Annotated in this window: 11 protein-coding genes; 6 read left to right on the forward strand and 5 right to left on the reverse strand. The window is 62.3% G+C overall.

What is annotated here, in order from left to right:
- Positions 1-2: 2 nt before the first annotated feature.
- The 4 genes from rsfS to LWE61_RS20885 are packed head-to-tail and all read right to left on the reverse strand — an operon-like array spanning position 3 to position 2,333.
- Complete coding sequence (gene rsfS / locus LWE61_RS00965) at positions 3-428, reverse strand: ribosome silencing factor (protein ID WP_407696171.1); 426 nt, start codon at positions 426-428, stop codon at positions 3-5.
- A 2-nt stretch (positions 429-430) separates the two neighbouring features.
- A complete protein-coding gene (locus tag LWE61_RS00970) occupies positions 431-1,081 on the reverse strand; it encodes a nicotinate-nucleotide adenylyltransferase (RefSeq protein WP_234147953.1) in 651 nt (216 codons plus the stop codon).
- The gene (nhaA, locus tag LWE61_RS00975) at positions 1,078-2,172 is read right to left on the reverse strand and encodes a Na+/H+ antiporter NhaA (protein WP_407696172.1); all 1,095 of its coding nucleotides are present in this window, start codon (positions 2,170-2,172) and stop codon (positions 1,078-1,080) included. Before nhaA ends, LWE61_RS00970 begins: the two co-directional genes overlap by 4 nt.
- Positions 2,166-2,333: a hypothetical protein gene (locus LWE61_RS20885; protein WP_407696173.1), complete on the reverse strand. Its 168-nt coding sequence runs from the start codon at positions 2,331-2,333 to the stop codon at positions 2,166-2,168. The genes nhaA and LWE61_RS20885 overlap by 7 nt, the downstream gene beginning before the upstream one ends.
- Positions 2,334-2,617: 284 nt before the next feature.
- On the opposite strand from LWE61_RS20885, the gene LWE61_RS00980 reads away from it, so the two are divergent.
- From LWE61_RS00980 to LWE61_RS01000, 5 genes are all read left to right on the forward strand, one after another.
- On the forward strand, positions 2,618-4,030 hold the full coding sequence (locus LWE61_RS00980) for a glycosyl transferase family protein (protein ID WP_234147955.1): 1,413 nt from the start codon (positions 2,618-2,620) through the stop codon (positions 4,028-4,030).
- Positions 4,027-5,124 carry a hypothetical protein gene (locus LWE61_RS00985; protein WP_234147957.1) on the forward strand — a complete coding sequence of 366 codons (1,098 nt, stop codon included), beginning with the start codon at positions 4,027-4,029 and terminating at the stop codon, positions 5,122-5,124. The genes LWE61_RS00980 and LWE61_RS00985 overlap by 4 nt, the downstream gene beginning before the upstream one ends.
- A 72-nt stretch (positions 5,125-5,196) precedes the next feature.
- A complete protein-coding gene (locus LWE61_RS00990; RefSeq protein ID WP_234147958.1) occupies positions 5,197-6,111 on the forward strand; it encodes a sulfite exporter TauE/SafE family protein in 915 nt (304 codons plus the stop codon).
- Between the two features lie 2 nt (positions 6,112-6,113).
- Positions 6,114-6,875: a TIGR02186 family protein gene (locus LWE61_RS00995; protein WP_407696174.1), complete on the forward strand. Its 762-nt coding sequence runs from the start codon at positions 6,114-6,116 to the stop codon at positions 6,873-6,875.
- Positions 6,876-7,013: 138 nt separating this feature from the next.
- Positions 7,014-8,696 carry an ATP-binding protein gene (locus LWE61_RS01000; protein WP_234147962.1) on the forward strand — a complete coding sequence of 561 codons (1,683 nt, stop codon included), beginning with the start codon at positions 7,014-7,016 and terminating at the stop codon, positions 8,694-8,696.
- A 91-nt stretch (positions 8,697-8,787) separates the two neighbouring features.
- On the opposite strand, the gene LWE61_RS01005 is transcribed toward LWE61_RS01000, so the two are convergent.
- Positions 8,788-11,538 carry a valine--tRNA ligase gene (locus LWE61_RS01005; RefSeq protein ID WP_234147965.1) on the reverse strand — a complete coding sequence of 917 codons (2,751 nt, stop codon included), beginning with the start codon at positions 11,536-11,538 and terminating at the stop codon, positions 8,788-8,790.
- Positions 11,539-11,763: 225 nt separating this feature from the next.
- Between LWE61_RS01005 and LWE61_RS01010 the strand changes: the two genes are divergently transcribed.
- Positions 11,764-12,099, forward strand: coding sequence for a hypothetical protein (locus LWE61_RS01010; RefSeq protein ID WP_234147966.1), 336 nt, complete (start codon positions 11,764-11,766; stop codon positions 12,097-12,099).
- Positions 12,100-12,128 lie beyond the last annotated feature (29 nt).

Here is a 12,128-nt window from a genome sequence, read left to right on the forward strand (position 1 = left end):
GATCAGGCTTCGCCCGCGACGGTGGTGTCGACAAAGCCCCACATGCGCTCCAGATTGTAGAAGCTGCGGACTTCCGGCCGGAACAGGTGGACGATCACATCGCCAGCGTCGATCAGCACCCAATCGGCGACAGGCAGTCCTTCGGTACGGACATTGATGCCGTGGCCCTTCTTGATCCGCTCCGCCAGCTTTTGCGCCATGGACGCTACCTGCCGTGAAGAGCGGCCGGATGCGATCACCATATGGTCGGCAATACTGCTCTTGCCCGCCAGCGGGATGGAAATGACCTCCTGCGCCTGATCGTCGTCGAGCGACTGGAGGATCGTATTGTGCAGCGCTTCGACCAGATGGTCCTCTGACGATGCGCCGGTTGTGCGGGCATGGGCGGGGACGGAAGCCGAATCATTGGCGGGTTGCGGACTTTGCAATGTCACTCCTTCACGGGAATGGCGCGGTGCGTGACCGCGTCCCGAATGTCTGTATGGTCATGGGAAAAATGCCAGTGGGGGTTTGCGCGACGAAGCTGGGTCGCTGAGCGTCGGTCTGGGCAGAAGCGCAGATGCACGAGCGCCGGTATTCTCCACTGCGTCCATGAACCGCGCTGGTGCAAGCGCAGGACGAATCGCCGCAGCCAGGTCATGGCAGATGTGCCATGGACCCCGCTATCATAGCCGGGACGGGCGATAACTGCAATCGCCATGGTTTGCGCTATCCCGCGCCAGTTTTTCCAATGCTGGAACTGGCGAAGATTATCGGCGCCCATGATCCAGATGAAGCGGATATGGGGGTATCGCTGTCGGAGCGCACGGAGCGTGTCGATGGTATAGCGGGTGCCCAGATCGCGTTCGATAACGGTGGGGCGTATCCGCGCACGGCGCGCCATTGCGAAGGCGCTGGCATAGCGGGCGGCAAGGGGCGCCATGTCGGCCCTGTCCTTCAACGGGTTGCCGGGCGACACCAGCCACCACACCTCGTCGAGGCCCAAGGCCCTGATCGTCTCCAGCGCGATAAAGCGGTGGCCGCCGTGGGCCGGATTGAAGGAGCCGCCCATCAGGCCGACCGTGCGGGGCGGCGGCCTCATCGTGGGACGTCTCCATCGGCGTAGACTTCAGCCGTCTGTATCTGTTTCGCCGTCGCATGCTCCGAGTGGAGCGGGGCAAGACGGAGCAGCAGCAGGCCCAGAAGGGCGGAAAGTAGCGATCCCGCCAATATACCGATCTTGGCTTCCTCTACCCATGTTGGATGGCCAGGAAAGGCGAGCGTGCCGATGAACAGGCTCATGGTAAAGCCAATGCCGCACAGCATCGCCATCCCGTAAATCTGGAGCCATGTCGTGCCACGCGGCCGAGCGGCGATACGGCATGTGACGGCGATGCGGATGGCGACGAAGATGCCCAGTTTCTTGCCGATGAACAGGCCGGTCGCAATGGCGAGCGGCAGGGGGGCGACCAGCGCCTCCCCCATGTTGGCGGGCAGTTCCACCCCTGCATTAGCAAAGCCGAAGACCGGTACGATCAGAAGGGCCGACCAGGGATGTAAGCCTTGCTCCAGTCGATGGTGCGTGCTGTCGGCGGCATCGTGTGCTCCCGGTGTCGTGCGGACCGGCATGGCCATGGCTGCTACCACGCCCGACAAAGTCGCATGCACCCCTGACAGGAGTACTGCATACCAAAGGCACGCGAAGCCGATCAGATATGGTAGCCGACTGCGAACGCCTCTGCGATTCAGGGCGAACATGACCGCTAGCACTACAGCGGCAGCGGCGAGTGCGATGTTATTGAGGCTGGCGGTATAGGCGATGGCAATGATCGCGATGGCGCCCATATCGTCCATGATGGCGATGGTGGTCAGTAGCAGGGTGGGAGCTGTCGGCACCCGTGGTCCCAGCAGCGCCAATATCCCCAATGCGAAGGCGATGTCGGTCGCGGCCGGAATCGCCCAGCCCTTCGCCAACCCCGGCACATGTCCGGCGATTCCCAGGTAAAGGAGTGCGGGTGCAGCCATTCCCGCTATCGCGGCGATGAAGGGGAGCGCGCGCCGATCCCAACTCGCCAGACGCCCGTCGATCCACTCCCGTTTGATCTCCAGCCCGATCGTCAGGGAAAAAAGCGCCATCAGCCCGTCGTTGATCCACAGATGCGCTGTCATCGGACCTAGAGTTGGCGTCAGCATGGGGCCGACTGGCGCGTGGAGGACTGATGATACCAGTACGCACCGCCCGGCACGGCATTGACCACCAGCATGGCGATCAGGCTGGCCCCGATCAGCATCACGCCGCCCGCCCCATGGCTGGTGAGAAAAGCATGCAGGGTGGAGGGCCGGGATGAAGCCATGGCCCCTGCTAGTGATGGTCAGCAGCACGGTCAATTGTAAGGCGATTTCCAACAGGCCCTATGCATGTCCGTACACTCCGATTGGCCTGGTCTGTCCGTTGGCGTGACGACAAGGGATGCTGAGGATTTCTTGGAAAGTGGCGGCTCTGGAACCATCGGAACGGCTCCAGCAAAAATGTCAGCCGCGAGATGGTCGATCTCCTCTCTTAAATCGTCGCGTCATCCACAGAAAAGCTTGCGTAAAGTTGTAAAATCTTGATTCTTGTCCCGGCTGGGGGATCTGCATGACTGTTGCCGACTCTATCGTCGCGCTGGTCGCGGGGACGCGGGATGAGTTGTTGCTCTTCGCCGCCTTTGGTTTGTTGCTCGGCGGCCTGGACGATCTGGTCCTCGATCTCATATTTGGTACACGTCGATTGTGGCGCGCTGCGACCGTCTATCGTCGCTTTCCCCGTATGACTGCGGATCGCTTGCTGCCAGGCCGGGACTCTGGAACCATGGCGGTGTTCATCCCAGCGTGGGACGAGGGCGCGGTGATCGGTCCGATGCTGCGCCATTGCCTGGCGCGCTGGAGCAGGGACGATGTGCATTATTTCGTCGGCGTGTACCCCAATGATGCCGCGACGATCGTGGCGGTCGCCAGTATCGCTGCGCAAAGCGACCACGTGACGATGGTCATCAACCCGCTTCCCGGTCCGACCACCAAAGCGGATTGCCTCAATGGGTTGTGGAGTGCGTTGCTGCGCTGGGAAGGAGAGCGCAGCCAATCCGCAAAGGCTATCGTGCTGCACGATGCTGAGGATGTGGTTCATGGCGACGCAATGCATGTGATGGCGGCGATGATCGAGCGGTTTGCGCTGGTCCAGTTGCCGGTGCTGCCCCTTGTGTCGAGCCGATCACGCTGGATTTCAGGCCATTATTGCGATGAGTTCGCAGAGTCCCATGCCAAGGCGCTGATGGTACGGGAGGCGCTGGGCGCTGCGATGCCGTCCGCAGGCGTGGGCTGCGCCATTGCGCGCGGCATGATGGGGGTTCTGGCCAGCGCCCGTAACGGTCGCCCCTTTGACCCAGACAGTCTGACAGAAGATTATGAACTGGGCCTGCGTATCGGCGACCTGGGTGGGCGCGGCATCCTGCTGCGCATGCGTGACGCGCGTGGGGAACTGGTCGCGACACGGGAATATTTTCCAGACACGATGGAAGGCGCGGTCAAGCAGAAGGCTCGCTGGATGATGGGCATCGCCTTGGCGGGGTGGGACCGGCTGGGGTGGGGTAATGGCTTTGTCGAGGCGTGGATGCGCCTGCATGACCGGCGTTCGCTGCTTGCGGCGCTGATCCTTGTCGCGGCCTATGGCGGGCTGCTGGTGAGCGTGTGTGTGCTGATCGCAGGATTGCTGGGCCTCGGCTCGGTGGAGCCTTTGCCGCCGTTCCTGCAATTGCTTCTGGCGATAAATGCCGGATTTCTGGTGTGGCGCATCGCTGTGCGGATGCTGTTCGTCCACCGTGCTTACGGCTGGGCAGAGGCTCTACGGTCTCCGTTGCGGATGCTTCTCGCCAATATCATTGCGATGATGGCGGCGCGACGCGCGATCATCCTCTATGTTCGTCTCTGGGCGGGGGGAACGCTGCACTGGGACAAGACCGTGCATCGCTTTCCTGAACTGAGTCCGGCTCTGGGCACGGAAGGGGCGGCATGATTCAGGGGCGGCCTATCCGCTTCCTGATGAGTGTGGTCGGTGGGTGGACGGCGATCCGGCTGGTCATGGTTTTGCCGCTGCCCACCAACATCCTGCTGCCGCAAACCCAGTTCGCAAACCGAACCGCCCGCCCAACTCCGCCCAGCCTCGACTGGATGTTCCCGCAGTCACCCAACTTCGGCACCCTGCGGTTGGCCTCAGTCCGGCCTGCTCAGGCCTACAGCGCCCGCCCACTCTTGGTAGGTCGTCACGCGCAGCCTGTGGCATTTGCCCTGATCGTGCCGACCGTGGAGCGGGGGGGCAGCGAGGGTTGGTCTTCTGCCACAGCGGATAGCCTGTTGTCGGCGCAGATGAGCTTTGCCAACGCCGCCCGGCCACCGCTCGCTTTGGCCGATTATACGCCGGGCGGGGGCCTGTCGCCGGGCGAGGCCGGGGCGCCTTTACAACGGCGATTTGAGCGGGCGGAGGAGCGCTGGGCAGGAACCGCGTGGATGCTTTGGCGGGACGAAGGCGATTCTCGACAGGTCCGTTTGGGAGGGGCACAGGTGGGAATGCGGGTCGATTATGGAATCGCGCCCGCCTCCCCGCTTCGCCCGACGCTTTATGGCCGGGCGAGCGGTGCGCTGCATGGTCGGGCCGCTGCTGAGGTCGCGGTCGGCGTCGCGATCCGACCTCCGTTGCCATTTCCTGCTATCGTGGCGGTTGAACGGCGACAGGCGATTTCCCCAGGTGGGCGCGATGATTTTTCGGTTTTGGCTGCGGCGGGCATCCCTCCGCTGGAGATTACCCATGGCTTTCGACTCGATGGCTATGGGCAGGGCGGGATCGTGGGCATGGATCGACCGGACGGGTTCGTGGATGGCCGCCTGACTCTGGAGAAGCCTGTCGGAAGGCCGCGTGTGCTTGCCCTCGGTGCGGCGGTGTGGGGCGGGGCGCAACCGGGTGCTTCGCGTATCGACATCGGACCGCAGGCCAGCGTGCGCCTCCAGATAGGCGGAACGAGAATGCGCCTGGGTGCGGAATGGCGGGAAAAGTTGGCGGGCAATGCTGCGCCCTCCTCTGGGGCGGCGCTCACTCTTGGCGCAGATTTTTAGTATGGGTAAGGCAGCCGGGCAGTAACACGGGCTTTCAGTTGGGCCGCTTTTTCGCTACCGCAGGACGCAGCCATGGATCTTTACCTGCCGATCGCGAACCTGTCGGTGAACGCCCTGCTGATCGTCGGTCTGGGCGGCATCGTTGGCCTCTTGTCCGGCATGTTCGGCGTGGGCGGTGGCTTCCTGACGACGCCGCTGCTGATCTTCTATGGCATTCCGCCAATGGTCGCGGCGGCATCGGCCGCGTCACAGGTGACAGGGTCAAGCATATCGGGCGTCTATTCCCATTTGTCGCGTGACACAGTCGATTTGCGCATGGGTGGGGTGATGGTGGCGGGCGGTCTGGTCGGCACCTTGCTGGGCGCTGCGATCTTTTCCGTCCTCCAACGGATCGGCCAGATCGATACGGTGATCGCGCTCCTCTATGTTCTGATGCTGGGGTCGATCGGCCTGATGATGGCACAGGAGTCGATCGGCGCACTAGTCGCGATGAAGCGGGGGCAGCCCGCGCCCGCCCGGCGGCGGCGGCATCATCCGCTGGTCGCGGCATTGCCGATGCGGTGGCGCTTCTATGCGTCTGGCCTCTACATTTCGCCGCTGGCGCCGTTCATTCTCGGTATTGTGTCCGGCATCCTGACCATGTTGCTGGGCATCGGCGGTGGCTTCGTGCTGGTGCCTGCCATGCTCTACATCCTTGGTATGCAGACGCAGGTGGTGATTGGCACCTCATTGTTCCAGATCCTGTTCGTGACCATGGCGACGACGATGGTGCATAGCCTGACGACCAAGGCGGTCGATCTGGTGCTGGCCTTCCTCCTGCTACTAGGCAGCGTCACCGGGGCGCAGATCGGGACGCGGCTGTCGATGAAGGTGAGACCGGAATATCTGCGTGTCGTACTGGCTTTCATCGTGCTGGTTGTGGCGATCCGCATGGCGCTGGGCCTCGGCTGGCGGCCGGATGAAATCTATACGCTGGATATTTTGTGAGGGTGGCAGCGCGTCTGTTCCTCGCCTTGCTGGCTGTCGGTCTGCTGGGCGCGACCGCGCCCCAGCCAAAGTTGGTGCCGGACGTGTCCCAGCGAGAGGTAGAGATACGGTATAGCTTTACCGGCGCGCAATTGCTGCTGTTCGGGGCGATCCTCTACCCGGGCGGCAAGGTGCCGGCCGACCCGGCCGACATCATCGTGGTGCTGCGTGGTCCCAGCCAGCAGTTGGTGATGCGCGAAAAGCGGCAGGTCGCCGGAATATGGCTGAACGCAAACAGCGCGGAGTTTCGCAGCGCACCCAGCTTCTATGCTGTGGCCTCCTCTCGCCCGATTCGGGACATGGTCGATGAACGCACCGCCGCCATCTACGAACTGGGTCTCGATAAGCTGCAACTGTCACCGTCCTCGTTGAACGATGGTGTGGAGATCGACCGTTTCTCGCGCGGGCTGACCGACCTGCGTATCCGCAATGGCCTGTTCGTCGAGCGGCCCGGATCGGTGCGTATCACCGATGGCGTCCTCTATCAGGCCACGCTGCCGCTGTCGGCGCGGGTGGTGGTTGGCACCTATACGGCGGAAACCTTCCTGGTGCGGGACGGACGGGTGCTGGCCGCCGCCGTGCGGGAGATAGAGGTGCGCAAATCGGGTTTCGAGCGCTTGATGGGCGTCTTCGCCGACCGTCAGCCTGTCCTCTATGGCCTGACAGCTGTGGCGATGGCGCTGTCGCTGGGACTGCTGGCTGGTTATCTGGCGCAGCGCATTTGAGCAGCAATATGTTCGGGAATCCCGAAAATCCATAAAATCGGACCGTGCAGCTATTTGGCAAGCATAGGGTCTAAACCAATCTTTACCTACGCTTGCTACGACTCGCTGGATGTGTCGATGGCATGGGATGGCGGAACGATGAATTTCATATCCGGCTTCGGTGCCGAAAAGGGTGGCCGGCCGGTCGCCGCCGGATTCCGTAATCCCGGCCAGGCCCCCATCCAATATCAGGCGCTGGGCGTCGTGTCGGACATTGCGGGCGGTTCCGCCCGGATTCTGATCGATATCGCGGCGATGGAGGCGCTGTCTCAGGACGACGATCCGGCTATCGCTACCGCCGGCCATGTCGGTAGCCAGGTCAAGATGCGGGTCGGCAAGCATTGGATCGTCGCCAATGTTCGCACATTGTCCATCGACACCCGTTCCGCCGCCCATATCAGCGCCGACGTCGATTTCCTGGGCGAAGGTGCGCAGGAGATGCTCACTGGGCGTCTCAGCAAGTTTCGCCGCGGCGTCACCCGCTTTCCCGTGCCCGGTACCGACGTCTTCCCGATGTCGGAGGCCGACCTCAACGCCATCTACACCGGGCATGAAGATGCGTGCGTGGAGGTGGGTACAGTCTATCCGACGGCGGGCACGCGGGCCTCGCTGCTGGTCGACAGCTTCTTGGGGCGCCATTTCGCGCTGCTCGGTTCCACCGGCACCGGCAAGTCGACCGCGGCGGCGCTGATCCTGCACCGCATCTGCGATTTGTCGCCGGAGGGTCATGTCGTGATGATCGACCCCCATGGCGAATATGGTGCGGCCTTTGCCGAAAACGGCGTCTCCTTCGACGCGGGCAGCCTTGAACTCCCTTATTGGTTGATGAACTTCGAGGAGCATTGCGAGGTCTTCATCACCAGCCATGGTGCGGAACGGGCGCAGGACATGGATGTGCTGGGCCGCTGCATCCTCGCCGCGCGCAGCCGCAACCGACTGGCGGAAAGCATCGGCAAAATGACCGTCGATGCACCGGTGCCTTATATGCTGTCCGACTTGTCCACTATCCTTCAGAATGAGATGGGCAAGCTGGACAAGGGTACGGATTCGCTGCCCTATCTACGGCTCAAGAACCGGCTCGATGAGATCAAGGCGGATCCACGCTACAGCTTCATGTTTTCCGGCATGCTGGTGGCCGATACACTGGCCAAATTCCTCGCCCGCATCTTTCGCCTGCCTGCGGAGGGGCGTCCCATCTCCGTGATTGACGTTTCGGGTGTGCCGTCGGAGATTACTCATGTCGTGGTGTCCGTGCTGGCTCGCCTCGTCTTCGATTTCGCCATTTGGGCACGGGGGGAGGAGCAAAGGCCGATCCTGCTCGTCTGTGAGGAGGCGCATCGCTACATCCCCGCCACCACGACCGGCGCGGGCCAGTCGGTTCGCAAGATATTGGAGAGGATCGCCAAAGAAGGTCGTAAATATGGCGTTTCGCTGGGCCTCATCACCCAGCGTCCATCCGATCTTGCTGAGGGCGTGCTGTCGCAGTGCGGCACCATCGTTTCCATGCGTCTGAACAACGACCGGGATCAGGCCTATGTGAAGGCGGCTATGCCGGAAGGGTCGCGCGGCTTCCTCGACAGCATTCCTGCGCTGCGCAACCGGGAGTGCATCATCTGCGGCGAAGGCGTCGCCATTCCTATCCGCGTGACGCTCGATGATCTGGAAGAGAAGCGCCGCCCGGCCTCCGCCGATCCCAAGTTCACGACGCTATGGCGGCAGAATGGCGGTGAAGAGGCCATTCTCCAACGAACGATCGCCCGCTGGCGCAGCGGCGGGCGCTGAAGGCACCGGCGTAGCAGGTGCTCCCCGCCTAATTGCGTCTATTAGAGTGCAACAGCAAACGAGCGCGAACCTCTCTTGACCGAACCGGGTTTTACCCCAGCCGCGCCAGCGCCGCCGCCAGCCGCTCCGCATCCGCTGAGTTTTCGGCATGGTCGGCGCGGGCCTTCTCGACCGCTTCGGGTTTGGCCTTTTCCACGAAGGCCGGGTTGGAGAGGCGCCCCGCGAGCGATTTTGCTTCCTTGGTTGCGGCTTCCAGCGCCTTGGTAAGACGCGCTTTTTCAGCATCAATGTCGATGACGCCTTCCAGCGGGAAGATATAGGTTGCCTCACCTACGACGATGGCGATGGAGGCACCGGTAGGCGCGTCGCCTTCCGCCACATCGACGCGCGCGATGCGAGTCAGGGCGGCGGCCCATCGGGTGAAGTTGAGGGCCGTGTTCTGGTCGGCCTCGCCTACGAAGCAGGCGAGCCGCTGTCCAGGCGGCAGGCCCAGTTCATTCTTGGCGGTCCGCAGCTTGCCGGTGAAATCAACGAACCACTCGACGGCGGCCTTGGCTTCCGTATCGACCGATGCGGCGGGTGTGGGCCAGGCGGACACGATGAGCGGCTGCGCGCGCGTGCCCAGTGCGTCCCACAACTCCTCCGTGATGAAGGGCATGAAGGGGTGGAGCAGGACGAGGATCTGGTCGAGCACCCATCCCGCGATAGCCCGCGTTTCGGCGGCGCCAGCGGGATCTGCATCCTCCGCCAGCACCGGCTTGATCAGCTCCAGATACCAGTCGCAAAACTGGTCCCACACGAAATGATAGATGGCGTTGGCGGCGGCGTCGAAGCGCAGGTCCGCCATGGCTGCGTCCAGCGCTGCGACCGTTTCCACGACCTCGCCGATGATCCATTTATTCACGGCCAGCGTGGCGGCGGGCGCTGCCACGGAATCGCTGGCGCCGATGCCGTTGGACATGGCGAAGCGGGTGGCGTTCCACAGCTTGGTCGCGAAGTTGCGATAGCCCTCGACCCGCTTCTCATCCATCTTCACGTCGCGGCCCTGGCTCTCCATGGCGGCCATGAAGAAGCGCAGTGCATCCGCGCCATATTGGTCGATCAGACCCAGCGGATCGACCACATTGCCCTTGGACTTGGACATTTTCTGCCCGTCCGCTGCCCGGACGAGGCCGTGGAGGTACATGCGCTTCCACGGCACCTCCTTCATGAAGTGGATACCCTGCATCGCCATGCGGGCGTTCCAGAAGAACAGGATGTCGAAGCCGGAGACGAGCAGGTCGTTGGGGTAATGGCGGTTGACGAGCAGCGCGTCCGCGTCCGGCCAGCCGAGGGTGGCGAAAGGCCAGAGCGCGGAGGAGAACCAGGTGTCGAGGACGTCCTCGTCACGGATCAGCTTGCGGTTACCCGCCTGTGTCTGGGCGTCTTCTTCCGTCTCGGCGACAAAGATTGTGCCGTCCTCGTCAAACCAAGCCGGAATCCGGTGGCCCCACCACAATTGGCGGCTCACGCACCATGGCTGGATATTCTCCATCCAGTTGAAGTAAGTCTTCTCCCACGTCTTGGGCACGATCTCGATAGCGCCGGAGCGTACGGCCTCGATGGCGGGTTTCGCCAGTGTAGCGGCATCGACATACCATTGGTCGGTCAACCAGGGTTCGATGACCACGCCCGAACGATCCCCATAGGGCGTCTGGATCACCCGATCCTCGATCTTCTCGACCTTGCGGACGGAGACGATGCCCTCGTCGTCATTCTCTTCCTCGACCAGTGCATAGTCGAGCAGGTCAAGCGCCCGCAGAGCCTCGACCACGGCCTTGCGCGCATCGAATCGATCGAGGCCCAGATAGCTGGCGGGAATCAGGTCGTCGGTCGTCTGGATGACCTTGGCATCGGCATCGAGCATGTTGAGCATGTCGCCCGCCGCAATGCCGGCGCGCTTGCCGACCTCGAAATCGTTGAAGTCATGGCCGGGCGTGATCTTGACCGCGCCGGAACCCAGTTCCGGATCGGCATGGTCGTCCGCGACGATGGGGATCAGGCGGCCGGTGATCGGCAGCTTCACATGCTTTCCGATGACCGATGTATAGCGGTCGTCGGCAGCGTTTACGGCGACAGCCATATCGGCCAGCATCGTCTCCGGCCGGGTGGTCGCGACGACGATATAGTCGCGGCCATCATCCAGGGTCACACCGTCCGCAAGCGGATAGCGGAAGTGCCAGAACTTACCCTGAATCTCGCGCGTCTCCACCTCCAGGTCGGAGATGGCAGTCTTAAGACCGGGATCCCAGTTCACCAGCCGTTTGTCGCGATAGATCAGACCCTCGTTGTAAAGGTCCACGAATACTTTCACGACCGCGCGGGTGAAGTGCGGGTCCATGGTGAATTGCTCGCGGCTCCAGTCCATGGAGCAGCCGAGGCGGCGGAGCTGGCGGGTGATGGTGCCACCACTCTCGCGCTTCCATTCCCACACCTTATCCACAAACTGTTCGCGTGTGTAGTTGGTGCGCTTGTCCTGCCGCTCGTTGAGTTGCCGCTCGACCACCATTTGCGTGGCGATTCCCGCATGGTCGGTGCCCACGACCCACAACGCATCCTTGCCCTTCAGTCGCTCATGCCGGATCACGATGTCCTGCAATGTATTGTCGAGCGCATGGCCGATGTGCAGCGACCCCGTTACGTTCGGCGGCGGGTTGACGATGGTGAATGGGGTTGCGTCAGGTCGTTCGGGACGGAACAGGCCGTTCGCTTCCCAATGGGCATACCATTTTGCCTCGATGGCGGCGGGGTCGAAGGTTTTGGCCAGATCGGTCGCGGCGGGCTTGGCAGGAATGTCGGTCATGGCGCAGGCCATGGCGCATCGGGCGTTTCAGGTCAATTTTCCCGAAGGAGGATTTCGCAGGCCACACTGCGCCTCTTCGCACCGGCGAAATGCAACAACTTACGCCGAAGACTGCCTGTCACGCGACGAAAAGCTTTAGGTGCGTTGCAACAATTTGCCAATGATGTAACTTACTATCGGGGTCCGTCTGAAAACTAAGAGCGAAAATCGCATTAGTAACTTGCTGTGGATTTATCTCCCGGCGAAGGCAAGGGAACCGGAATGTCACCGTTGGAGCAAAAGACTGAAATTCTGGACATTTTACAGTCGCTTGGACGGGTGTGGCCGCATTCTAGGGTGATGACTTGGCCCAATCTTCCTGCCTCGGGAATGCAACAGGAGCCGACGAATCACTATGTTGCTGCGTTGCAATGGCTGACTGACATGGGGATGGTGACATTCGAGGCCTTGTCGATAACCGGCATGATGTTGTCCGTGCATCAGGCGGCGCTGACGTCGCAAGGGCGCGATTATTTGCACAGTTTGCTCGGTTCGGTAGCGGTCGACAGGGTGGAAGGCTGAGAGGCTCTTTCGTGACCGGTGTTCATTGT

Source organism: Sphingobium sufflavum, assembly GCF_021403115.1.
Taxonomy (GTDB): domain Bacteria; phylum Pseudomonadota; class Alphaproteobacteria; order Sphingomonadales; family Sphingomonadaceae; genus Sphingobium; species Sphingobium sufflavum.